This window comes from Acinetobacter lwoffii (genome assembly GCF_022809915.1).
In the GTDB taxonomy this organism is placed as follows: domain Bacteria; phylum Pseudomonadota; class Gammaproteobacteria; order Pseudomonadales; family Moraxellaceae; genus Acinetobacter; species Acinetobacter lwoffii_M.
Map to the genome: position 1 here is coordinate 103,540 of NZ_JALGQY010000007.1, position 23,919 is coordinate 127,458.

Below are 23,919 nucleotides of genomic sequence, written 5' to 3' on the forward strand. Positions count from 1 at the left end.
TCTCTATATTGGCACAGTAGGCAGTGCTTAGCGAATATTCACTTAAGCAAACTTCCCTTCACGGATCGCCGTATCCAGTGCCGTTAAACGCTCTGGGGTTCCTACGTCAACCCAAATGCCTGCCAGTTTAGAAGCTGCAACCTGCTGATTCTGCATTGCTGCTTTTAGCAACGGAGCCAAAGGACGTTTGCCAGTCTCTAAGACTTGGAACATCTTCGGATCAAGTACGGATACACCACTAAAAGTCAGGTTCTCACCTCCGACTTGCTGATCAAAGGTATAAGCTTTACCTTCTGCAAGCGTGAAATCACCCTCTGGGTGTTGTTCAGGGTTCTGCACAAGTACGAGATGCGCCAAATTACCCTTTAGATCGATATCCAGTAAAGGAGCAAAATCCATCGTGGTCCAGACATCACCATTTAACAGAATAAAAGGTTCATCACCGAGTAACGGCAAAGCATTAATGATTCCACCAGCGGTTTCCAGACCTTCACCCTCATGTGACCAAAGGATGTTGATGCCAAATCGTGAACCATCGCCCAAAGCTTCTGCGAGTTTTTCACCGAGCCAAGCCGTATTGATGACAATTTCAGTAACACCGATCGCAGCCAGTTTCTCTATATGCCAGACAATTAAGGGCTTGCCCCCAACTTCCAGCAAAGGCTTTGGCGTATGCAGCGTTAGCGGCCGCATACGATTACCGAGTCCTGCGGCCAAAATCATCGCTTTCATTCAGGCAGCCACCTCATATGAGCCATATTTAGCTTCAAATGCAGGCATCACTCTGTCACGCATAAACTGCATGAATGGCTCTAGTTCTGCATAAGCCTTAGATTCTTCAAGCAGATACCACATCACACGTGGTAAGTCCTTGAGATAACCTGACTTGCCATCACGTTCAAACAGACGCACAAAAATACCGAGGATCTTGATATGACGCTGAATCGCCATCATGTCGGCATCTTTTTTAAACTGTTCAAAGTCACGGCCTTCTTTAGCAGATGTTGGCAATAACTCATAGAAAGTTTTGAACCAGCGATACACACGATCGGCATTCCACTGAACATAGGCATCACGGGTAATCGAAATCAGGTCATAAGTATCCGCACCAATCACAGCATCCTGAAAATCAATCACACCCAGTTCGGTTTCATTGTCGATTTTCATCAAGTTACGACTATGGAAATCCCGATGCACGATCACCTGTGGCTGTGCCAATGCGGCATTCGCCAAAATCGCAAAAGTGCGTTTGATCAAGGCGCTTTCTGATTCAGTCAGTTGAACCTTTAACGCTGGTAACATCCAGTCAGTCAGCAATTCCATTTCCGAGATCAGTTTTTCATAAGAATATGCCGGGAAATGCCCTTCTCCAGCAATCGATTGTAGTTGAATGAGCTGCTTAAAGCTTTGTTCATAATAGGCATCTACAGTCTCGTCATTCAGCAGATTCGACAGCAGCACATCACCAAAGTCTTCGAGCAGTAAAAAGCCATTTTCCAGGTCTTTTGCCACGATATGCGGAACACGCACGCCATGTGCATCAAAAAACTCATCTATCGTCACAAAAGGCACACAATCTTCTTTTTCTGGTGGTGCATCCATCAGCATAAATGTTTTATTATTCAGTTTGATTCGTGCATAACGACGGAAGCTGGCATCACCTGCTAAAAAATGAGTTTCAAATTGATCTGAACCGAGTACAGAGGCAATCCAAGATTGTATCAATTGTTCGCGTTGTGTATTCATTTGCAATTAATTCTAATACAGGCTGAGTTTTTAAAGTGCTAAGTGTAGCTACTTATCAACTTTTTCTCTATGATGCGACAATAATTAATTGCGATAAAAGCATGATTGGTTAATGAGACAAATGAAGCATCACTTTAAAATAAATCCTCTAGCGACTGCGATCTTAACCCTTTTATGTGGCAGCTCAGCCTCCGGCTATGCTGCATCAAATGTCTCGTCCGATGTAAATGCAGAACAACTCAAACAGCGCATAAATGAGACCTATCCAGGTGAAGCATTCTTTTCGCAATACTATGTCGACAAATCCTCAGCTGAAGCACAGCAGCGGCAGGAAAAATACTTAAGTTCGGCTTATTGTGAAGGCACCTGGGTGACCCCGATTGCCCCAGATGCAGCAACCGTTGCGCCAGATCAGGCTACATCCACCATTACTGCAGATTATGGACACTACAATCCAGCAGGTGACTCTTATTTAGAAGGCAATGTCATCATTGACCAGCAAGGTCGCCAGATTCGTGCTGAACGCGTAACGATTGATCAAACCCAGACCTATGCCAAAGCAGAAGGTCGGGTACAACTTGCTCAGGGTGGCCTGCTCTCACAAAGTGATGATATTAATTATAATTTAAAGACCCAAGAAGGCGACCTAAATAACAGCTTCTATATTGCCGAGCAGCAACATGCGCATGGTCGGGCAGAAAAGATCGCCAGAACCTCGACCGAGACGGTAGAACTGGAAAATGCGACCTATACCACCTGTCCACCTGAGCAAAAACCAACCTGGAAAATCCAGGCAGAAAAGATCAAGCTGAACCAGGAAACTGGACGTGGTGAAACCCGCAATACCAAGCTATATGTTAAAGATGTTCCGGTTTTAGCGGTTCCCTATTTCAACTTCCCGATTGATGACCGCCGCACTACCGGTATTCTGACGCCGACATTTGGCTTTACCAATGATGGTGGTCTGGAACTGGGTGTTCCGGTTTACCTGAATTTAGCACCACAATATGATGCGACAATTACGCCGCGTTATATTGGCGATCGTGGGGTAATGCTGGATGGCGAGTTCCGTTATCTGACTGAGAATTATGGTGAAGGCCGTATTTGGGGAGGTTATTTACCTTCCGATGAAAGCTATAGCGACGAAGACCGTAAAAGCCTGCATTTCTTACATAACTGGCAGATCAATAATCAGCTCTCCACCAACCTTGAATATAACTACGCTTCAGACAAAGATTACTTTGCCGATCTGGACAATAACCCGAACTCTAAAACTGACCTGAACTTACGCCGTGCCTGGGAAGTCAATTATAAAAATGGTATTCCTGGCTTAAAGGCACAATTCAAAGTCGAAGACTTCCAAACCCTAGATCCAACCGTACTGGATGAAGATCGTCCTTATGCACGTCTGCCGCAGCTTTTAGTCAATTACAAAACTGGCAATCCATTGGGATTACAGCTTGAGTTTAATAACGACACAGCATATTTCCAGAAGGATCTGAGAAATTTCGCTGATACTGATCCAACGGGTAAGAAGGTATATCAACCGAGTGGTACACGGATCTATAATGACTTTTCCGTGCGTTATAATCATTTTACCCCGTGGTCATTCTTCATTCCTCAGGCAACTGTACGCAACATCAATACTTTCTATGATGAAAAAACCCAAAGCCGTAGCGCGTCTAGTGAAAATAATTCAATTGTGGTGCCACAATTCACGCTGGACACCGGCTTAATTTTTGAAAAAGAAGGTACGTATCTACAGACCTTAACGCCTCGTCTGTTCTATGCGTATTCACCTTATGAGAACCAGCAGAATCAGCCAAACTTTGATTCAGTCGTCGCTTCGATTAATTATGATCAACTTTTCAGTGCGCGTCGCTTTTATGGTAATGACCGCCTGGAAGACAATAACTTTGCCTCCTTAGGTCTGAGCTATAGCCTATTTAATGAAGAAGGTCTGGAGCGCCTGCGTGCCAGCGTTGGACAGAGCTTTTTCTTTGAAGATCGCCGTGTAACGTTGGAAAATGATGCAGATGAATTCGACCGTGAAAGTCATACTGGCCCTGTAATTCAACTGACCAGCCAGCTGTCAAATAATGTTCACGTTAATCTGAACTCAAGCTGGATGTCGAATGGATCGAATGCCCAACGAGATTTGCAGGTTTATTATACCGGTGAGCAAGGCAATCTTTATAACCTAGGCTATTTCTATCGCAAAGATATTCCGAACCGTCAAAAGAGCTATGATCATGTGGTGGGTTCATTTATCCAGCCGATTGCCAACAACTGGCGTCTGGTTGGACATGCCCAGTTTGACCTCGACAATAGTGTCGCACGGGAATATTTACTTGGCGTGAACTATGAGTCATGCTGTTGGGGAGTTTCTGTTTACGGTCGCTCATATTACAATGACTTAGACGACGTTAATGATTCAAGCGTCAAAGCCAAACGCGCTATTATGGCCGAAGTCAGCCTGAAAGGCTTAGGTGGGTTAAGCAGCAAACTCACCTCATTACTAGAAAATCGTATTCTAGGTTTTAACAATATCAATCAAACTTGGACAGAACGTTAATGAAGACAAAACAGTTAAAACAAATTTTTAAAGCAACCGCACTTGCGCTATGCCTTTCTTCAGCGATGACGACTTTTGCTGTTGCCCAACCTAAAGATGAAGTTGTAGCTGTAGTCGACAATAGTATCATTCTACGTAGTGACCTGGCTCAAGGTGTAGCCGAAATCTCACATCAGCTGCAAAAACAGAAAAAGGCAGTTCCACCACAACAATATCTTGAGCAACAAGCTTTAGAGCAACTGATTATTCGTCAGGCACAGCTTGAACAAGTTAAACGTTATAATATTCGTTCAGATGAAAAAGCTTTAAATGAAGCCGTCCTGAAAGTTGCCCGTGATTCTGGTTCACCGAGTCTGGAAGCATTCCAGCAGAAACTGGATGCCATGGCGCCCAATACCTATGCTTCTTTACGTAACCGTATCGCTGAAGATTTAGCACTGAATCGTTTACGTCAACAAATCGTGACTTCACGTATTCAAATTACAGATCAAGATGTTAAAAACTTCCTAAATACCCCGCAAGGTCAAGCTTTGCTTGGCAGTCAGGTCCATGTACTGCATTTACGGGTAAGCGGTGAAAATGCTGAACAAATTGCAACAAAGGTAAAGCAAGAATTAAATAGCAGCAATGACATTCAGGCGATCAGCAAAAAGTACAGCACTGGCGGCGTTAAAGTCGAAGCTGCTGATATGGGTGTGAGAAACCTGTCAGAAATTCCAGCAGAACTGGCTGCACGCGTGACTACCCTGCAACCAGGTCAAACTTCTGAACTGATTCCTGTCGCTGATGGTGTACATGTTCTGAAGCTCTTGGAACGTAAAGGTGGCGAACAGAAAGCCCTTGTTCCTCAATATTTAACACGACACATTCTGATTCAACCGTCTGAAGTGGTCAGTCCTGAAAATGCCAAACAAATGATTGATAGTCTGTATAACCGCCTCAAACAAGGTGAAGATTTTACTGTTTTAGCTTCAACGTTCTCCAATGATACTGGCTCGGCTCGTGATGGCGGAAGTCTTGGCTGGGTTAGCCCAGGGGTAATGGTACCTGAATTTGAACAGCAGATGAAAAGCACCCCATTAGGTCAGTTCAGTAAACCATTTCAATCCCAGTTTGGCTGGCATATTCTGCAAGTGAGTGAAACACGCCAACAAGATATGACACAGGAATATCAGGAACGTATGGCTCGCCAATTGCTTGGTGAACGTCAATTTGATGCCGAATTAGATAGCTGGTTACGTGAAACGCGCAATAATGCTTATGTAGAAATCAAAGATTCTCAACTGGATCCTAAACGTAACCGTTAAGCCTTACCATAATCCTAAAAAGCCAACGACATCTCGTTGGCTTTTTATTTAAAAAACTTAAAACGTACAGATATAAAAAAACCTCTCATATAGAGAGGTTTTTTTAATTTTCAAACTCGATTAACGATTGTTTTCATCGTCTGAAGAGTCTTCAAATTTAGTGTCGTTGTCAAAACCAGCGCCTTGACCACCGAAGCCAGCGCCTTGACCACCGAAGCCACCTTGACCGCCAAAGCCAGCACCTTGACCACCGAAGCCGCCTTGACCACCGAAGCCACCGCCTTGACCGCCAAAGCCACCTTGACCACCGAAGCCGCCGCCTTGACCGCCGAAGCTACCTTGACCACCGAAGCCGCCAGCACCTTGACCGCCACCAAAGCCACCTGCAGCACCTTGACCACCGAAGCCCGCACCTTGTGGACCAGCAGGCGCGCCAGCAGGACGTGGATTACGTGCAGGTACTACAGTTGAAATTGCATGCTTATAAACCATTTGGCTTACTGTATTTTTTAATAAAACCACGTATTGGTCAAAAGATTCGATATGACCTTGTAATTTAATACCGTTTACCAGGAAGATAGATACTGGGATACGTTCCTTACGGAGAGAATTCAAGAATGGATCTTGTAAAGTTTGACCTTTAGACATGTTATAACTCCAAAAAAATTAAAAATCAGCGCAAAAACTATCTCTATTTTTCAATTAAAAATTATAAAAAAGATAGTCCCTAAATTTTGCTTTATCCGTGACAGTTTCGCAAGTCTTCTTGAGCCTGCTGTAGCGTAAAATATGTTGTAAATTTATGCTTTTCTTGCAAAGACCTTAACCACGTATATTGACGTTTTGCAAGTTGTCGTGTCGCAAATAAAGCTTTATCCTCCATTTCCCGTTGCTTTTCCTTGGTTTTATCAGTATTTTTTAAGAATTCTATAGCCTGACGATAACCCACTGAACGCATGAAAGGTAAATTTTCATTAAAATCGTATTTTTCAATTAAATTCACAACTTCATTTAAAAAACCGCTTTTCCACATAATTTCCAGACGTTGTTCAATACGCCCATGTAATTCTAACCGATCTGGCATCAACGCATAATTATGGAAACTGTAACGATATGGTAAGTTTTTAGGTTGTTCTGCCTGTAGTTTTGTAATCGGCTCACCAGTCAATTTAAAAACTTCCAAGGCTCGAATAATGCGCTGCTTGTCGCTAACCTTGAATTTTTCACCGGCAATCGGATCGACTGCACATAATTCTGCATAAACCGCTTCCCAGCCCTCCTGCTCACCCTTGGCTTCAATCTCTGCCCGGATAGCATAGTCTGCACTTGGTAGGTTATCTGACAAACCTTCAAGCAAGGCCTTAAAATATAGCATGGTGCCACCGACCAGAATCGGGGTTTTACCACGCGCATGAATATCATCAATCAGGCGGCAAGCATCTTCGACAAAGTTGGCTGCAGAATACACTTCAAGTGGACTAATAATATCAATCAGATGATGCGGATAGCGCGCCAGTTCCTCTTTAGAAGGTTTGGCTGTACCAATGTCCATTTCCCGATAAACCAGTGCAGAATCGACCGAAATCAGCTCAAATCCCCCTTGCTCATACAGTTCACATGCCAAAGCGGTTTTACCACTTGCAGTTGGCCCCATTAAATTGATGACCGGCAATTGATTGGACATGTAAAACTACTCTCCTCGAGCAAAAAGTTTATCTAGTTGAGCCAATGGAAAGGCGCGCCAAGTCGGACGGCCATGATTACATTGACTGGCAAATTCGGTTTGCTCCATCTGGCGCAATAAAGCATTCATTTCCGACAGGCTTAAAATACGGTGCGCACGCACTGCACCATGACAGGCCATGCCTGCCAAAATCTGGTCACGCTTCTGCAATAGACTTTGTGCCTGATCACCCGGATCTAAATCATTCAATAATTCAGGAATCAGGGCATCAAAATCCGCCTTGTGTAGAATAGCCGGCACACCACGTACAATGACTTGCTCATCACCATACTGATCAATTTCCAGACCCAAACGTGCGAGTTGCTCTTTCAGCTCTTCTACCCGCATCGCCTGCATCCGGCTAATGTTTACGACCTTTGGAATCAATAGTTGCTGTGACGTCCAGAATTCAGGTTTATCCCAGGCTGATTTCATTTGCTGCAAAACAATACGTTCATGCGCCGCATGCATATCGACAATAATCAGACCTTCGGTATTTTGTGCCAGAATGTAGATACCATGTAACTGGGCAATGGCAATGCCCAATGGATGCTCATCCACTTTGGCCTTTACATGTGTCTGAAAAGACTGCTCAGGACTAAATACTTCGGTTTCCGAACTTTCTCTGAGCGGTGCTAAATAACTTTGCAAGGCATTATTCAGCTGCTGTGAACCAGAATAAGATTTACGGTAATCTTGGGAATAATGCACTGTTTGTGGACCTGAAGATGCAAAATCGGTCAGCACATCTGAAGTTTCATTTTCACTTAAGGCAGATGTCGTTCTCACCACCTGTGGCTGCGAATGCGCAGTCTGATGCAGGCTGAACTGTTCCTGATAACGCGGTTGCGGGGCCGTCAAGCCAGGCTGCTCATCCTGTTTCATTGCCTCGGCTAAATCTGCAGTTGCGGTCTGGAATTGTGCCAACGTTTCTTTGGCATAATGCCGTACGAACTCATGTACTTCACGTTGATTCAGGAAGCGAATTTCATGCTTGGTCGGATGGACGTTCACATCGATATTTTCTGGATCAACTTCTAAAAACAGTAAATAGGCTGCATGCTGATGGCCATGCAGGATGCCGTCATAGGCCATACGCAAAGCATGAGAAATGGTTTTATCTTTGACAATCCGGCTATTCACATAGACATATTGCAGATCCGCCTGTGCACGCGCATCCGAAGGATGACCGAGCCAACCAGATAAACGCATATTGATACTGTCTGCATCCATCCAGTAGGCATTTTCAGTAAACTGGCGTCCAAGCAATTGCTGCACACGTTGAAAACGTAAAGCGCCACTATCCGCTATAGGCAAATTCAGCTTGATGCTTTCATTATGTTCCAGCACAAAACGGATATCAAAATGCGTTAACGCCATACGGCGGACAATTTCTTCGATATGACCAAATTCAGTGCCCGGTTTTTTCAGGAATTTACGCCGTGCAGGCACATTAAAAAACAAATCCTGAACCCGAATATGCGTCCCTTTTGAAGCCGCGACCGCTTGAATTTCCTGATGATCAAAAGCCGTGCCATTGACTTCGACCTGATAACCGATGCCCTCGTCACTTTGACTGCTGATCATGGTCAGGCGTGAAACCGCTGCTATCGACGCCAGTGCTTCGCCACGAAAGCCCAGACTGCTAATCGCATACAGCTCATCAGCACTCTGGATTTTGCTGGTGGCATGACGCATCACGGCCAGCGGTAAATCCTCATGATGAATGCCGCGTCCATTGTCGATGATTTCAATTAAAGTACTGCCGCCCTGTTCGACCCGAATGATCAGTTCTGTCGCCCCCGCATCAATCGAGTTTTCCAGTAACTCCTTGACCACAGAAGCCGGACGTTCAATCACCTCACCTGCGGCAATCTGGTTGGCAAGTGCAGGATCAAGGGCACGAATACGGCGCAGACTTAAATCATTCGACATGTGAAAATTGACGCTCCAGAGCCTCTCGTAAAGCAAGATTTGATGAAATCAGGCTTGCAGTACGGGTAAGTTCATCTTCAGATTTTAAAATTTCAATAATCAGGTCAGCTTGCGGAATTTCATCACCACCTTTAGATGGCCATTCAAATAAAAATAGCGCACTCGGTGTTTCCAGATAATCCCGGATTCCCATCAGTTCCAGTTCATATGGGTCGTTCAGACGATACAGGTCAAAATGAAAAATATCCTGACCATTAATTTGATAGGGTTCGACCAGTGTATACGTTGGACTTTTCACTGAACCTTGATGACCCAGCTGTTGCAAATAATAACGCGTTAAGGTCGTTTTCCCTGCCCCCAGGTCACCAATCAGATACACGACCCCCGCAGGGAAATTTTCCGCCAGAACCTTGGCCAGTTTCTGGGTATCGTCTTCATGATTTAAAGTGACATTAAATGAATAAGGCATATTACTCACGACATGATGCAAAAGAATAAATATGATAGCATCGCCACGCTTTAAAAGCCTATTCACCTGTGTGAGAAACTGTATTTTTTCACAGCATCTGTTCCTTAAGAGGTTAATCTGCCTGCCATGCAATCAACAGTTGATTTTAACCCGCCTATGCTGAATGGGGTCAGTGCCAGTAAAGTGTTTTTGCCAGCCAGTCCGGATGCGCCTCTGACAGTTTTTGCTTATTTATGCACGCAATTTGCGCATATCGCAGCAGATGAATGGCAATCCCGTTTCAAAGAGGGTCTGGTCTACGATGCCCAAGGCAATCAATTAAGCACAGAAAGTCCATTTCAGGCCAATAGCCACTGTTTCTATTATCGCTTTTTGGCACATGAAGTGCATGTTCCTTTTCAACATCAGATTTTATTTGAAAATGAGCATTTCATAGTGGTCGATAAACCGCATTTTTTGACCATGAGTCCGACCGGACAATATGTGCAGGAAACGCTATTGGTTCGGCTTAAAAAGCAGACCGGTAATGAACATTTGACGCCGATTCACCGACTGGACCGTGAAACGGCAGGTGTGGTCCTGATTTCCAAATGCGTGGAATCACGTGGCCTGTACCAGCAGTTATTTGCTACACGTCAAGTGCAGAAGACTTATCATGCGATTGCGTCCTATCAACCTGATTTAAAATTTCCATTGATCACGCGATTAAGAATGGAAAAAGGACAGCCCTTTTATACCATGCACGTGCTAGATGGAACACCGAATAGCGAAACGGCGATCGACCTGCTGGAACATAATAAAGAATGGGCCAAATATGAGCTGAAGCCGCATACTGGCAAACAGCACCAATTACGGGTGCACTTGAATCATCTGGGTATTCCGATTCAGCACGATCCCTTTTACCCCCAAGTAGCGCATAAAGCGGAAGATGATTTTTCAGCACCTTTAAGTTTATTGGCCAAACATATTCAATTTGTCGATCCGATCACGCAGAAAAGCATGAATTTCAGCTCGCACCTTGAATTGACACTGTAAATCTCTTGTCATTACAGATTATTTTCTAAAATCGGTCGCTTTAAGATTGAATTTCAAACGTAATTGATTAGAATAAAGGCGAAAAGTTAAGTAATTTAAAGCTTTAAAAATATTATGAGAAAAACTGAAGTTTATCAAATTCGCTTGGACTCGCAAGAGAAGAAACAAGCCTTTGCGGTATTTAAGCAATTGGGGATTACGCCAGCTCAGGCCGTGCGTCTTTTTTTCAAGCAGGTGGTGATTACCAAATCCATCCCCTTCTCGATTGAAAACCAGAATATCAATCTGGAACAACTGATCCGGCTGCGCAAGCTGAAACAAAATGAAGCGAAAACCGAGCAAAATGCGCTTTCCAGTTCGGCCCTGAATCTGCTGGATGATCAGGAGATTGCATTGGATGATGATCATCTTGATTTATTTGAAGAGCTGAATGCCATTTTGGGTGAAAGCGACAAAATTTAACATTGTTGCATTTCCGAACAATTTCTAAAGCCTGCCACTCATAAACTTCGCTATGCTTGATGCTGATAATCAATAAAAAATTAGCATGGAGTATGCAATGCTCGTACGACGCGCCCAGTCAGCAGACCTGAATCAGCTGGCGGTATTATTTGATGAATATCGACAGTTTTATGGTACGTCTTCCAATCCTGAACTCTCTTACCAATTTTTAAAACAGCGTTTTGAAGATGGACAGACCGTCATTTTCATTAATACCAAAGATGATACTTTTACCGGCTTTATTATCCTGTATCTGGGTTTTTCTTCGGTGGCCTGCTCGACCTATTATATTCTGGATGATGTCTATATCACCCCGGTTTTTCGGCGTCAGGGCGCAGCCAAACAACTGATTGATACCGCGATTTTATTTGCCAAACATGAACAGGCCTTAAGAATCACCCTGGAAACCCAAAAAAACAATTATCAATCGCATAAATTGTACGAATCCATGGGATTTATCAAGGATGATGAATTTCAGACTTATCACTGTTTCCTGAAATAAGTCCTGAACTTTTTAATCACATTTCAAGCGAATAAAAAATTTATTATTCCGAGCGGAATTTGGCCTGCGCCACCTGTTCAGCATTTAAATACAGCCATTCCCCTTCAGCCAGTTCAGGCAAGGCCAAAGCACCAATCTGTGCACGATGTAGCTGTTCAACTTTATTGCCTACGGCAGCCAGCATGCGTTTTACCTGATGATAGACGCCTTGATGAATGGTCATTTGCAGACGATTTTCAGCCAAACGAGCCACTTCAGTAGCTGCAAAAATGCCTTTTTCATTTCTCAATTCGACACCTTGTTCTAGTTGCTGAATCTGTTCATCCGTGACTGGATCCGCAGTTTGCATCTGATAAACTTTGGCGACATGCTTTTTAGGATGGGTGAGCGCTTGCAGGAATTGGCCATCATCAGTCAGCAATAACAGCCCGGTAGTATCCTGATCCAGACGCCCTACACACTGAATCCCCCGATTCAGCAGAATGTCATCAAACAGATCAAACACACTAAAATGATGGGTCGCCTGATGCGAACACTCATAACCTTGTGGCTTGTTTAAGGCGATATACACTTTTTCCCGATAGGTCTGACTTTTCCCATAAACCTCGAAATTTAAGTGATTCAAATCCAGTTTATGTTTGGGATTGTCAATCACTTCATCTTGAATTGAAACAGCACCATTTTTAATCAGTTGCTGACAATGCTTGCGGGAGCCGAAACCTTGTGACTGCAACATTTTTTCCAATAGCATCTGTTTAACCTGTATCGAGTGAAGACCTGTGCATTCTATCCTGAAACAGTCATGAATTTGGTTTCTTCCGCTGTTTTTCTAGGTATCATGCGTTGAAAAGCTCTACAATAGCTTTATTTTTCATTCTTTCTCTCCCGCTTATGTCGCAACTTGATCTGAATCTGATTGTTCTTTTGGTTTTACTGGCTTGCGGTATTTTCAGTCACAATAGCGCCGTCACCATTGCTGCAGCGGTATTAATCGTTTTAAAAATCACGCCTCTCAGCAGTTTATTACCCTATGTACAGGCACACGGTTTAAATATCGGCATTATTATTCTGACCATTGGTGTTCTGACACCGATTGCCAGTGGCAAAATTTCAGGAGAAAGTATTCTCAAGTCTTTCCTCAGCTGGAAGTCTTTGCTGGCAATCGCGATTGGGGTCTTTGTCGCTTGGCTGGGCGGACGTGGAGTGAAGCTGATGTCAAATCAGCCAGATGTGGTGGCCGGACTGTTATTAGGCACAGTGGCTGGTGTAGCAGTATTACGCGGTGTTCCAGTCGGCCCTTTAATTGCGGCTGGGATTTTATCCTTATTGATTAGTACACAATGAATGTTCAAATCATCAGTGCGTATTCCCAGTATGCAATGATTTCTCAAGAAGAATCACATGACCGGAAATATGCAGATCACCCGTTGCTTATCTTGCGCTAAGCTTTAAAGCAGTGCTTCAGGCTTGCTCAGAAGATACTATCAGATCAACGGAATACTTTATTAATTCAATCTTTTGAAACCAAGTCAAAGGAAAGTGAATAATCTTTAAAAGCGGTGACCTGATAAAAATCAGAAATTCAATAAATGACACACCCCAGTCTAATCTTTCAAAGCATAGACCAAACTTTCTATCGTCTGACCATTTTCCAAATATACTTTAACCGGGATACGTTGATATTCATCGCCTTCAAATGCATCCAGCTCATCCCAATATTGGGGAAGATTCTCGGATATGAATACATAACCCGGAACAGTCTCTCCCGAATCACTGAGCTGAATACCCGGGCTACCCAGCTCAGCACCCCAACCACGCTGCTGCAAATACCCACGAATATAACCGGCTTTCCAGCTCCCCCCAATCCGCTCCATGACAGGGGCATTGGGTTGCTGGGGACGAAGCGTGCCGTATACGAATAAACTGTGCATCTTAAGAACTCTTAAACATCATTTTGATGATTATTCTACAAATAGTAGTGCCAGACGCACTTGGTCATAAGCCATTTTAGGCGTGGTCAATTCCACAATCGGACGCAACTTAATAGAACCGTCATCATTAAAATGCTCCGAGTTTTGACGCTTGGTCAGGCGTTTATAAATCTTGCGAACCTGCTCCACCACTTCCTCACCCGGATGTGCCAGCGAGATATCCAGCCCCTGCTCTTTATGCAAACGCCCCAAATGATTGATGATGGTTGCCGGGGTCAAACCACGTTCAGTCGCGATATCGGCAATTTCATAACCTTCTTCAAACAGTTCACGCGTTTCGTCTAGCGTTGCAGCGGCATAGCTTTGCTTACCCCCATTCTTGGAAATTTTCTTCTCATTGCGCTGGATTTCAACTTCATTCAAAGTCCCGCCACAATGTCGGATAAAGGCCTTATGCTGTGCCGTCAAATCGACATTTTCAAAATTCGCTTCGGCTTCATCAGAAAGTTCCTGAAAACGGCGATCGGCTTTAATCGCCAGACTATCGAGCTCCAAAGCCTGTTCATTAAAGCCTTTTAAACGTAAGCCATTTAAGCTTTTTAAACGGGACAAGGCGACATAGCCCTGGCCTTTTTCAAAGGTATGACTCAGATCAATCTCAGCAGCTTCCAGGGTCATGCCTTGTGATTTATGAATAGTAATTGCCCAAGCCAGACGCAATGGAATCTGCTGGAAACTGGCAATGGTTTTACCGGCCTCATTGTCTACCGACCAGGTTTCAGGCTCAACCACCAGTGTCGTGCCATCGGTCAGTTTGACTTTGGGCAGCACACCATATTCATCATCTTCTTCAAAACTGATGACTTCGCCCAGACTGCCATTGATATAACCCATATCAAAGTTGTTTTTTACAAACATGACTTTGGCATGTTTTTTCAGGGTTAAAGCTTCAGGCGCTCGCACTGACGATTTTAAGGTTTCGATCAGCTTTTCATTGCCATCGCATTGTGCATCAAACTGACGCGGATCATTGTCAATTTCATTTAGATGCTTAAAGTTAATACTGTCTACATCCATATTATGCGTATACAGGCGCGTATAGGTCTCGCCAATTTCTTGATGTCGCGTGGCCTGTAAAGCCGTGCGATGTTCATGATTAATTGCCTGCGCACGAATCGCGTTCAGGATGTCATTCAGATAATCATTGCCCTGACGATGCTGCTCGGTCAAATAACAGACACGAAACTTGGCTTCGACCCAAGCATCCGACATAAAGCAAAATTTGTCGCGGTTACGCTCATCATTTTTACCGACTGGCGGTAACTGGAAAAAGTCCCCTGCTACAATCACCTGAATACCACCGAAAGCTTCATCACTTTCCTTGAAATATTTCAGCACCTGATTGACCAGATTCAGCTGCTTGGCATGCAGCATTGAAATTTCGTCAATAATCAGGACTTGCGCATTTTCCAGATGTTCTTTTAAGTATTTGCGCTCTTTCATCCGCTTTAAGTCTTCTTCAGACAAAAAGTCTTTAATGCCAATGCCTGCCCAGGTATGAATAGTCATACCGTTCATATGTGTGGCTGCAATACCAGTAGATGCAGTAATGGCAACGGCGACTTTACGCGCCTTTAAATAATTAATATATTGATTCAGCGTATAGGTTTTTCCTGCACCGGCAGAACCGGTTAAAAAGACATTTTCTCCTGCTTTAAGTAACTTAAGGGCAGTTTCCTGTTTCATAAGAGCAATACCGTAAAAGAACGGCTATAGCCTAACGATTTTTAGCGGAAAAGTTAAGCGTCATGGCGGAAAACAAGCTGTATTGAACTGTCAGGCCTGCAAGTTGAGCCAGTTAATAAAATGCATGGCAATATTACTGTATTCAGCTTCTGCTTTCTGGTTATTCGGATATTCCAGCTGATCAAAGATCACCTGTCCATTCACCAATTGACACCCCAAGATCAAGGGTAGACGAACAGCGGGATGAGACATGCGAAAGGCCACATACTGCCCTTCCACAATTTGCTGAGCATAGCTTGCCGCCAGACAGTTCCTGAAAATTTTAGATTCCTCTAAAATCCGCTCCAAAGTTTTAAGCTCTTCAAAACGCCAGTTGAAATACAGTAAAAATGAAACCTGAGTGATTGGTGTCCAGTTCACCAGTGCAAACTGTTTTTTCAGCTTGGCGATCATTTCCTGCTTTTGAATCTGATCATGCCAGACGACCGCCTGATTAAACAAACTGGTCCAGCTCAGGTTTTTCGGTATTTCTGTATGACTGGAAAAATACTCTACTAGATAGTCACGCACATAACTGTCAAAAAGCGACTCACGTACATGCCCGCTTTGCAAATAAAACAGCTGCCTGAACTCAGTAAAAGGAATGCGATAGCGGTGCAGAACATTATAGAAATCACGGTTCTGCTGGCTTTGAGGCTGAATATACACCAGAACCTCATCGGGTAAATGCGCCGTAATTTTATATAAATGCTGCATATAAGCCTGCATCATCCGGCTCAAGTTCAGGTAAACCTTTTTAGTCAGCTGATCATCCATTTTAACCACATTGCGCAGCAGCTCCATCCATTCGTCCAGATACAGAATTGAAGGGCTAATCGCAATCCGCTGATCCTCAATCGATTGGCGTGTGCCTTTTAATACCACCGCCTGATTATACTGATGCTGAAACCAGTCATGCTGGATTGCATATTCATGCATGCTATGAATAAACAGTCGCGCCGAGACATATTGAAAATATTGCAAAGTCGCCAAAATAATCTGGGGATGAATATGATGGCTGTCTACAAAACTTAAGGCAGTTACTGCAACGCGTACACTGCTATGCTGGATATTATTACTGATCCAGTCCAGTACCTCGGCCGGTTGCTTGAAGATCCAGTTCACGGCACGATGACAATCAAATAGTGGCAATCGGGCTACTTTTTTCTGCCATAAATACGGATGATTTTCCAGGAAATTCCGTTTGGATAATAAATCATCCCGATGCCACACGTCCCGGTTCATCAATCGGACAAAACCGAGCAAATTACTTTGCTCCTCAGCATGCCGATATAGCAAACAGATATCATCAGTATGATCATTCAATTCATGCAGATTAAAGCGCTCTTCAAAAGACAGCGACATAATCCGGAACAGTGCCGGAGGCAAAAACTGTGCGGCGCTAAAACAGAACTCATCCAGACTGTCCATCAATGACTGGATCGACAGGAATTCATCCTGCTGTAGACACTCCAAAGAAAAAGCCTGTTGCAAGCTTTCAAGAATCTGCTGTGGAATCTCTTGTTCATCCTGAATAAAGTTTTGCATGACAGGTGCTGTATACAACCCGGCCTTGATCAGCTGCTGGTCGATAATCTCAGCTTGAACAATCGACATTTGCTGCAAAAATTCGGACACCCGTTCCAGGCCATTAACCCACGCATAAACCTGAGCCAGGATAAGCTGACGTAACTGTTTGGCTTTGTCGCGTAAATACAGCGAATGCTGTGGTTTTAAATCGCCAGTCAGGAAATAGATATCCTGTAAAAAGAATTCCTCCAGGGCTTCTGCCTTACATTGCTGAAAATAAAAATGACTGTCAACCAAAGCAGGTGCAGCTCCAGAGTCTAGTGCATAGGGAGTATGAAACTGGATATAAAACAGACCATCCAGCAATTCAATCCGGCACTGATCCTGCTGAATTTTTATTAAATTTTGTGCATTCAGCTGACCAATCATCGCCATCTGATCAAGATAAAGCTGGTTCAGCTCCGGAGAAATCCGTAAACATTGTTGTGCCAATAACCTTAAAGATGCTACCAAGCTTTCCTGTTCCATACGTGCACCTCGGTCATCTTAGAATCATCTTATTTTTATATTGGATCATGCTGAGTCCTTGATCGCCAATCAGTGAACACTTAAAAATACATTATGGCATCACTTGCACTATAAAACAGTCCATGCATCCTCATTGCTAAAAATAGAACATCTCAATAGATCATAGCCTAGATTTTACAGGAAGAATTTTTCTTTTTTAGTCTTGCTGACGTAGCGCCTTAAGCTCGGCTAAACCAGTATAAATATGTTGCTGCAAGCTGTGTCGAAATGCAATCAGCTCTTCCTGAGTCTGAACCTCAGCAATCGATTGTCGCGGCATAAACTGAAAATAAAATGGCAGGCGTTTTGGGAATAATCGTTTAGGCAAAGATGGAATCACATCACCCTGACGTAATAATTTATTGAGTTGCGGTACTTTGAGGAGTTTTTGAAAATATTTATACTGGATGATCTTATTGGCATCAAAGCCAATCTCGTAGACTTCATCCCCACCGAGCGCGGCAAAAGGGACAATATCATAGTTAAATTCCTGAGCCAGCTTTAAAAACCCGTAGCGTTGTTTCCAGATCAGTTGATACTGTTCACCCTGACGTTTAAGTACTTCGCGTCCACCTCCCGGAAAGACCAGAATAGAATAACCCTGCTGCATCACAGCACGTACATAATGCTGGATACCATCGACTGCCCCAAACTTCTTCACGGCTTCACGCCATAAGGGCACATAAAAATGGCTATGATCCGCAATGCTGACCACAGCCACTTTATGTTCGTTATAGAGGTAATCAATCAGCATCGGCGAATCAAAGATGCCGTACATGGAATGATTACCGACATACATTGCAGGCCGACTGGCATCAATATATTCAGCCCCTAAAAAGGTAGGGGTAAAATATAATTTGGATAAGGCACTTAAGCGTCTAATCCATTGCCCATCATGTTTGACCTGCAAGCTGTCTGCTCCCTATCTACTCCGGATTATGCCACGCGCTTTTGGACCAGAATCGAACCTACCGAATAACCCGCACCAAATGAACACAACACGCCGTACTCACCATCTTCAACTTCATGTGCAGTACGGTGTAAGGCGATGATCACCCCAGCAGAAGAAGTGTTAGCAAACTCATTCAGAATGATCGGTACCAGACCAGGTTTGGCATTTTCTTTACCAACGACCAGTTTCAGGATCAGTTCATTCATGCTGGCATTGGCCTGGTGTAACCAGAAGCGTTTAACACCTGTCGGCTCAATCTGGTTCTTCTCCAGTTGCGCAGTAATCATTTTCGCAACCAGTGGACAGACTTCTTTAAATACCTTACGACCATCCTGACGGAAACGTTTGTCATCAATGTCAGCATTTTCAGAAGTATTCAGGAAACCAAAGTTATTGCGGATGTTATTCGAGAACTGGGTAAACAACTCAGAATCCAGAATTTCAAAACCGGTTTTGCTGTCAGTATTTTCAATAATTGAAGCGGTTGCCACATCACCAAAAATAAAGTGACAGTCACGTGAACGGAAATCGGTATGTGCAGAGGTAATTTCTACATTCACCAATAACACACGGCGCGCGCCTGCTTTGATCGCATCATAAGCCTGTTTCAGACCAAATGTTGCTGCAGAACACGCCACGTTCATGTCATAGGCATAACCTTTGATGCCTAGAGCGGTCTGAATTTCGATGGCGACAGCAGGATAAGCACGTTGCAAATTCGAACATGACAAGATCACGATATCAATGTCTTCGGCAGTCACACCGGCATTTTCCATCGCCTGCTTGGCTGCGATTACACCCCATTCTGCCTGCAGTGAAATTTCATCATCTTCACGTTCACGTAAATTTGGACGTAAGCGTTTTGGATCAAGAATACCTGATTTTTCTACGACATAACGGCGTTGTACGCCAGATGCTTTTTCAATAAAGTCTGCGCTAGAACCACGACGTGCTTCCACTTCGCCTGCAGCGATTTTGTCAGCATTTTCGTGATTAAAAAGTTCCACATAAGCATTTAAACTTTCAACTAATTCTTCATTGGTAATGACATGTTCCGGATGGAATAAGCCCGTACCCGTAATGCGGATGCCCATGTAAAATTCCTTATCTGAATTACCTATATCTTAACTGATTCCAAGACGATCCCATACTTTTTGCAAGCGAGTTGGAGACACGGGTGCTTTTGTTTTCATCGGTTGTGAAAACAATGAGATTCTTAACTCCTCGACCATGAAATACAATTCTTTCAGGCGAGGGTCATCTTTAAACTTGAATAATTTTTCCATCCATTGATCAATTTGGTCAATGGCGGAATTGTCCCTTTGTAGATTATTGGGCAAGCGCTCTAAACGCAAGATCAAGGCTTTCAAATAACGTGGAAATTCGATCCATACATCGGAAGGTTTACGATACACAAAGTCAGAAAGGCTCATTAAATCAAGTTGATCTTCAATATCATTGATATTTTTTTCAAACACAGAATGATCTAAAACCAATAATTTCCGGCGGATTTCCTGCCACTGGATATAAATATCCGTGATCTCTTTCAGGGCAACTTGGCCATAAGTCAAGAAAGATTTTTTTACATCTTCAACCAGCTTTTGGAACTCTTGCGCATTGACAGGTAGCTCATTAATAGACATGTGCAGTGTGGCATAAACTAACATTTGTTCCAGTTGTGCCTTATCACCGAGTGGTGAATAAGCCAGCGCCAGAGGTTTGGAAATCTGTTTTTTCAACTGGCGGGTCAAGTCTCCGAGTTGCATATGCACCAGTCGGATCACCCCTTCACGATGTTTTTTGATCGCTTCAGCCTGATCATTGAAAGTCTGGATCACTACACCCGATTCATCTTTCTGCTCCAGGGCAGCAAAAGCTTTGGTCGGAACCAGCGCCTGATACTGCTTGACCACGACACCGGTGACTTTTTGCGAGGCTTCAAATACGAAACTTTCCGGGAAGGTTTTAAATTCACCTTTAAGCTGTTTAACCGGACTATGCGTTTCAGTGCGGCAGCGTGCTTTCAGCTCCGCCAGATCACGCCCCTGTTCAATGACACGGCCTTTTTCATCAGTCACTTTAATAAATGGCAACAGATACTGATCGACCCGGTCAAAACTGAAATCTTTCTCAGTGATTTGATCACCACGCAACTGGAATGCCAAAAAACTAAAAATATGTTTCTGTAAATCCTGCGCATCCACTTTTGCCATGAGCTTTCGTGCAGTATCCGGAATCGGCACCAGATTACGGCGCTTATCCTTCGGCAAAGCTTTTAGCAATGCTTCAATTAGCTCCAGACGCCAGCCGGGAATTCCCCATGACCAGATACCTTCATCGACCTGTGCCAAGGCTTGCAGTGGAATTTTAACTGTCGCGCCATCCTCATCATGACTCGGGTCAAAGCGATAAGTCGCCGCCAGACGCAGGCTACCATTCTGCAAATAGTCCGGAAATTGTTGTGTGGTTGGACGATCATTTAGCCACAGCGCATCGTCATCAACAAATAAATAACGCGGATTCTGGGGCTCTACTGTGGCACGCCAGTCTTCAAAACTACGCCGGCTGGCCACTTCAGGCGGCACTTTGGAGGCATAGAACTGGTAAATGGTTTCTTCATCAACAACCAGATCACGACGGCGCAGCTTGTCTTCTACTCGCTCGACTTCTTCCAGTTTCAGCAAGTTATGCTTTAAAAATGGCGGATTAATCCCTAGATGACCGGTAGTTAAAGCATCCCGTAAGAAAATTTCATGCGCGGCCGCCTGATCTACTTTTTCATAATTGATTGGGCGTTTCGGCTCAATAATCAGACCAAATAATGAAATCTGATCATAGGCATTCACCACACCGGCTTTTTTCGACCAGTGCGGTTCAAAATAATGATGTTTGAGCAGGTCACGCGCCGCCAGCAGAATCCATTCCGGTTCAATCTTGGCAAGGGTACGCAAATACACTTGGGAGGTCTCGACCATTTCAAAGGCCATCACCCACGGCGTATTGGTCTTGTGCAAGGTAGAAGCCGGGAAAATCCGCGCTTTTTGCTGACGCACCGCCATAAAGACATTACGCTCATCGGTCTTGTTGGCGATAAACGATAAGAGACCGGTCAACAAGGCACGATGCAGATTCTCATAACTGGCTTTCTTTTCATTAAATGACAGTTTTAGGCCTTGAGCCAAGTCCACCAGCTGCTCATGAGTTTTCTTCCATTCACGCAGACGCAGCCAGCTCAGGAAGTGATTACGCGCAAAAGTACGGCGCTTATTTTCACTCATGCTTTCGCGGTTATTGTGCAGCGTCTCCCAGAGCTTGATATAGAACAGGAAATCAGAATCGGCTTCACGGAATAGTGCATGTTTCTGATCCGCCTGCATCTGCTTGTCCGCTGGACGCTCACGCGGGTCCTGAACTGCAAGTGCGGCCACAATCACCAGCACTTCATTCAGCACACCAAAATGTGCGCCACCGAGAATCATACGGGCCAGACGTGGATCGATCGGCATTTTCGCCATTTGCTGACCGATCTTGGTTAAGCCACTGCTTTGAAGTCTCCCTTTCTCGAAGGGTGAGGCGTTATGCGACGCAAGAGAGGGATTTGCTTGATCATCTTCAGTTTTAGGAGAATTTTTCTCAGCCATTGCCCCCAGTTCAATGAGGAGCTTGCGGCCATCATTGACCAAACGATGATCTGGTGGTTCGATGAAATCAAAATCTTCGAGTGAACCCAAGCCCAGACTTTGCATCTGCAAAATTACAGATGCCAGGTTGGTTCGCTTTATTTCTGGTTCGGTAAACTCAGGACGGCTCAGGAAGTCTTCCTCAGAATACAGACGTATACAGACACCCGGCGCAATACGACCACAACGACCTTTACGCTGGTTCGCGGCTGCCTGAGAAACGGCTTCAATTGGTAGACGTTGCACCCGTGAACGATAGTTATAACGTGAAATACGGGCAAAACCGCTATCAATTACATAACGGATATTCGGAACGGTTAAAGCCGTTTCTGCCACGTTGGTGGCAATAATAATGCGTCGCCCGCCACCAGAAGGATTAAAGATTTTCTGCTGTTCGGCCAGCGCCAGACGCGCATATAAAGTTAATACTTCCGTATGGCGTGGCCCATGTTTGATCAGGGTTTCCTGTAACTCGCGAATTTCCTGCTCGGTACTGGCAAAAATCAGGATATCGGCATGTTCGGGATGACCTTTTTCCTGTGCATCCTGAAAGCATTCTTCGACTGCTTTGACCACAGCGCGAGGCAGGTTTTCTTCAAAATCATCAAACTCATCATCATCACTACCGCCAATGCTCATTTCCGAGATCGGGCGATAAAGCAGCTCTACCGGGAAGCTGCGGCCTTCCACTTCAAAAATTGGTGCACCATTAAAGTAACTGCTAAAACGGTTTACATCCAGGGTTGCTGAAGTAATGATGACTTTCAGATCGGGACGACGTGGCAATAGCTGCTTCAGATAACCCATAATGAAGTCGATATTCAGCGAACGTTCATGCGCTTCATCAATAATAATCGTGTCATATTTGGTCAGGTATCGGTCATGCGTCAGTTCGGCCAGTAAAATACCGTCTGTCATCAAACGCACAATTGAGTCTTGTGAACCCTGTTCCGTAAAACGTACTTTAAAGGAAATTGATTCACCGAGTTTTTCGCCAACTTCTTCGGCAATACGCTGTGATACGCTGCGGGCTGCCAGTCGACGCGGCTGGGTATGTCCGATCATTCCGGTCAGGCCACGTCCAGCCAGCATAGCAATTTGCGGTAACTGGGTGGTTTTACCAGAACCGGTTTCACCAGCTACAATAATAACCTGATGCTTTTGAATCGCGGTAATCAGCTTGTCAGCATACTGGGTTACCGGCAGATCCTGATTTAGCTTGATGTTCGGAAGACGCTCAAGCCGTTGCCGTACTTTCAGATTGGATTTTTCAAATAATTCCTGATACTGCTTAGCATCTGCGTCTTTCCCTTTTTTCAGTCGATTTAAACGGTGACGGTCACGCGCCATTATCCATTGATCTACATTTAAATGACTCTGCACAGAGAAAACACCCACATCAAAAAACCGGAAAGGTTTATTTTACTTGGTTCATTAGATTTCAGATAGTCGTAGTTCTGTTAAGTGCCGGACAAATTGGCTTTGGCTGCCTGATTTCTCTCAATTCCGCACTATAAACCTGTCAAAATATCTAAATGACACGCATGAGTTTCCCTGATTAGATTTAATCATAAGTCCAAGTTTGGAATTGATATTTAAATTATTTTGTGGAAATTATGCTTTTTTCCGAATTGACCCTTGAATTTTTTGGTTTCAACATCATGTTTGCTAGCACGAGGAA

General features: G+C 44.1%; 19 protein-coding genes. 6 read left to right on the forward strand and 13 right to left on the reverse strand.

The window, feature by feature from the left end; genetic code table 11:
* Window positions 1–42: 42 nt before the first annotated feature.
* Window positions 43–732, reverse strand: coding sequence for an N-acetylmuramate alpha-1-phosphate uridylyltransferase MurU (gene murU, locus MTX11_RS05525; protein ID WP_243474571.1), 690 nt, complete (start codon window positions 730–732; stop codon window positions 43–45).
* Window positions 733–1,746 carry an aminoglycoside phosphotransferase family protein gene (locus MTX11_RS05530; protein WP_243474572.1) on the reverse strand — a complete coding sequence of 338 codons (1,014 nt, stop codon included), beginning with the start codon at window positions 1,744–1,746 and terminating at the stop codon, window positions 733–735.
* A 121-nt stretch (window positions 1,747–1,867) separates the two neighbouring features.
* On the opposite strand from MTX11_RS05530, the gene MTX11_RS05535 reads away from it, so the two are divergent.
* Together MTX11_RS05535 and MTX11_RS05540 are read left to right on the forward strand one after the other, a co-directional pair.
* On the forward strand, window positions 1,868–4,321 hold the full coding sequence (locus MTX11_RS05535; RefSeq protein ID WP_243474573.1) for an LPS-assembly protein LptD: 2,454 nt from the start codon (window positions 1,868–1,870) through the stop codon (window positions 4,319–4,321).
* Window positions 4,321–5,628 (forward strand): peptidylprolyl isomerase, encoded by a 1,308-nt coding sequence (locus MTX11_RS05540; protein WP_243474574.1) that lies wholly within the window; start codon window positions 4,321–4,323, stop codon window positions 5,626–5,628. The genes MTX11_RS05535 and MTX11_RS05540 overlap by 1 nt, the downstream gene beginning before the upstream one ends.
* Window positions 5,629–5,748: 120 nt before the next feature.
* Here MTX11_RS05540 and hfq read toward each other — a convergent pair whose 3' ends face one another.
* The 4 genes from hfq to tsaE all read right to left on the reverse strand — a co-directional run bounded on the left by hfq (window position 5,749) and on the right by tsaE (window position 9,755).
* The gene (gene hfq / locus MTX11_RS05545) at window positions 5,749–6,276 is read right to left on the reverse strand and encodes an RNA chaperone Hfq (RefSeq protein WP_114542510.1); all 528 of its coding nucleotides are present in this window, start codon (window positions 6,274–6,276) and stop codon (window positions 5,749–5,751) included.
* 91 nt (window positions 6,277–6,367) lie between these two features.
* Complete coding sequence (miaA, locus tag MTX11_RS05550; protein WP_243474575.1) at window positions 6,368–7,312, reverse strand: tRNA (adenosine(37)-N6)-dimethylallyltransferase MiaA; 945 nt, start codon at window positions 7,310–7,312, stop codon at window positions 6,368–6,370.
* Between the two features lie 6 nt (window positions 7,313–7,318).
* Entirely contained in the window at window positions 7,319–9,286 is a 1,968-nt protein-coding gene (mutL, locus tag MTX11_RS05555) for a DNA mismatch repair endonuclease MutL (protein ID WP_243474576.1), read from the reverse strand.
* Window positions 9,276–9,755: a tRNA (adenosine(37)-N6)-threonylcarbamoyltransferase complex ATPase subunit type 1 TsaE gene (gene tsaE / locus MTX11_RS05560; protein WP_243474577.1), complete on the reverse strand. Its 480-nt coding sequence runs from the start codon at window positions 9,753–9,755 to the stop codon at window positions 9,276–9,278. The genes mutL and tsaE overlap by 11 nt, the downstream gene beginning before the upstream one ends.
* A gap of 126 nt (window positions 9,756–9,881) precedes the next feature.
* Here tsaE and MTX11_RS05565 point away from each other — a divergent pair, with 126 nt between their 5' ends.
* From MTX11_RS05565 to MTX11_RS05575, 3 genes are all read left to right on the forward strand, one after another.
* Window positions 9,882–10,790: a pseudouridine synthase gene (locus tag MTX11_RS05565; protein WP_243474578.1), complete on the forward strand. Its 909-nt coding sequence runs from the start codon at window positions 9,882–9,884 to the stop codon at window positions 10,788–10,790.
* Between the two features lie 114 nt (window positions 10,791–10,904).
* Window positions 10,905–11,252: a type II toxin-antitoxin system RelB/DinJ family antitoxin gene (locus MTX11_RS05570; RefSeq protein WP_004278906.1), complete on the forward strand. Its 348-nt coding sequence runs from the start codon at window positions 10,905–10,907 to the stop codon at window positions 11,250–11,252.
* 97 nt (window positions 11,253–11,349) lie between these two features.
* Entirely contained in the window at window positions 11,350–11,793 is a 444-nt protein-coding gene (locus tag MTX11_RS05575; protein ID WP_004278907.1) for a GNAT family N-acetyltransferase, read from the forward strand.
* Window positions 11,794–11,836: 43 nt separating this feature from the next.
* Here the strand turns inward: MTX11_RS05575 and MTX11_RS05580 are convergent, their stop codons facing one another.
* On the reverse strand, window positions 11,837–12,544 hold the full coding sequence (locus MTX11_RS05580; protein ID WP_243474579.1) for a pseudouridine synthase: 708 nt from the start codon (window positions 12,542–12,544) through the stop codon (window positions 11,837–11,839).
* Between the two features lie 140 nt (window positions 12,545–12,684).
* Between MTX11_RS05580 and MTX11_RS05585 the strand changes: the two genes are divergently transcribed.
* Entirely contained in the window at window positions 12,685–13,137 is a 453-nt protein-coding gene (locus MTX11_RS05585) for a DUF441 domain-containing protein (RefSeq protein ID WP_004645490.1), read from the forward strand.
* A gap of 260 nt (window positions 13,138–13,397) precedes the next feature.
* On the opposite strand, the gene MTX11_RS05590 is transcribed toward MTX11_RS05585, so the two are convergent.
* From MTX11_RS05590 to hrpA, 6 genes are all read right to left on the reverse strand, one after another.
* Window positions 13,398–13,724 carry a gamma-glutamylcyclotransferase family protein gene (locus tag MTX11_RS05590; RefSeq protein WP_243474580.1) on the reverse strand — a complete coding sequence of 109 codons (327 nt, stop codon included), beginning with the start codon at window positions 13,722–13,724 and terminating at the stop codon, window positions 13,398–13,400.
* 30 nt (window positions 13,725–13,754) lie between these two features.
* Window positions 13,755–15,470: an AAA family ATPase gene (locus MTX11_RS05595; protein WP_243474581.1), complete on the reverse strand. Its 1,716-nt coding sequence runs from the start codon at window positions 15,468–15,470 to the stop codon at window positions 13,755–13,757.
* Window positions 15,471–15,560: 90 nt separating this feature from the next.
* Window positions 15,561–17,567: a hypothetical protein gene (locus MTX11_RS05600; RefSeq protein WP_243474582.1), complete on the reverse strand. Its 2,007-nt coding sequence runs from the start codon at window positions 17,565–17,567 to the stop codon at window positions 15,561–15,563.
* A 196-nt stretch (window positions 17,568–17,763) separates the two neighbouring features.
* On the reverse strand, window positions 17,764–18,516 hold the full coding sequence (locus MTX11_RS05605) for a 1-acyl-sn-glycerol-3-phosphate acyltransferase (protein ID WP_243474583.1): 753 nt from the start codon (window positions 18,514–18,516) through the stop codon (window positions 17,764–17,766).
* Between the two features lie 26 nt (window positions 18,517–18,542).
* Window positions 18,543–19,652, reverse strand: a complete 1,110-nt coding sequence (locus tag MTX11_RS05610; RefSeq protein ID WP_243474584.1) for a beta-ketoacyl-ACP synthase III — start codon at window positions 19,650–19,652, stop codon at window positions 18,543–18,545.
* A 30-nt stretch (window positions 19,653–19,682) separates the two neighbouring features.
* On the reverse strand, window positions 19,683–23,621 hold the full coding sequence (gene hrpA / locus MTX11_RS05615) for an ATP-dependent RNA helicase HrpA (protein WP_243474585.1): 3,939 nt from the start codon (window positions 23,619–23,621) through the stop codon (window positions 19,683–19,685).
* Window positions 23,622–23,919 lie beyond the last annotated feature (298 nt).

What these genes read in the sequence shown, in the direction of transcription:
- murU (WP_243474571.1), bottom strand. Translation starts at nt 732, where the DNA reads ATGAAAGCGATGATTTTGGCCGCAGGACTCGGTAATCGTATGCGGCCG.
- MTX11_RS05530 (WP_243474572.1), bottom strand. Translation starts at nt 1,746, where the DNA reads ATGAATACACAACGCGAACAATTGATACAATCTTGGATTGCCTCTGTA.
- MTX11_RS05535 (WP_243474573.1), top strand. Translation starts at nt 1,868, where the DNA reads ATGAAGCATCACTTTAAAATAAATCCTCTAGCGACTGCGATCTTAACC.
- MTX11_RS05540 (WP_243474574.1), top strand. Translation starts at nt 4,321, where the DNA reads ATGAAGACAAAACAGTTAAAACAAATTTTTAAAGCAACCGCACTTGCG.
- hfq (WP_114542510.1), bottom strand. Translation starts at nt 6,276, where the DNA reads ATGTCTAAAGGTCAAACTTTACAAGATCCATTCTTGAATTCTCTCCGT.
- miaA (WP_243474575.1), bottom strand. Translation starts at nt 7,312, where the DNA reads ATGTCCAATCAATTGCCGGTCATCAATTTAATGGGGCCAACTGCAAGT.
- mutL (WP_243474576.1), bottom strand. Translation starts at nt 9,286, where the DNA reads ATGTCGAATGATTTAAGTCTGCGCCGTATTCGTGCCCTTGATCCTGCA.
- tsaE (WP_243474577.1), bottom strand. Translation starts at nt 9,755, where the DNA reads ATGCCTTATTCATTTAATGTCACTTTAAATCATGAAGACGATACCCAG.
- MTX11_RS05565 (WP_243474578.1), top strand. Translation starts at nt 9,882, where the DNA reads ATGCAATCAACAGTTGATTTTAACCCGCCTATGCTGAATGGGGTCAGT.
- MTX11_RS05570 (WP_004278906.1), top strand. Translation starts at nt 10,905, where the DNA reads ATGAGAAAAACTGAAGTTTATCAAATTCGCTTGGACTCGCAAGAGAAG.
- MTX11_RS05575 (WP_004278907.1), top strand. Translation starts at nt 11,350, where the DNA reads ATGCTCGTACGACGCGCCCAGTCAGCAGACCTGAATCAGCTGGCGGTA.
- MTX11_RS05580 (WP_243474579.1), bottom strand. Translation starts at nt 12,544, where the DNA reads ATGCTATTGGAAAAAATGTTGCAGTCACAAGGTTTCGGCTCCCGCAAG.
- MTX11_RS05585 (WP_004645490.1), top strand. Translation starts at nt 12,685, where the DNA reads ATGTCGCAACTTGATCTGAATCTGATTGTTCTTTTGGTTTTACTGGCT.
- MTX11_RS05590 (WP_243474580.1), bottom strand. Translation starts at nt 13,724, where the DNA reads ATGCACAGTTTATTCGTATACGGCACGCTTCGTCCCCAGCAACCCAAT.
- MTX11_RS05595 (WP_243474581.1), bottom strand. Translation starts at nt 15,470, where the DNA reads ATGAAACAGGAAACTGCCCTTAAGTTACTTAAAGCAGGAGAAAATGTC.
- MTX11_RS05600 (WP_243474582.1), bottom strand. Translation starts at nt 17,567, where the DNA reads ATGGAACAGGAAAGCTTGGTAGCATCTTTAAGGTTATTGGCACAACAA.
- MTX11_RS05610 (WP_243474584.1), bottom strand. Translation starts at nt 19,652, where the DNA reads ATGGGCATCCGCATTACGGGTACGGGCTTATTCCATCCGGAACATGTC.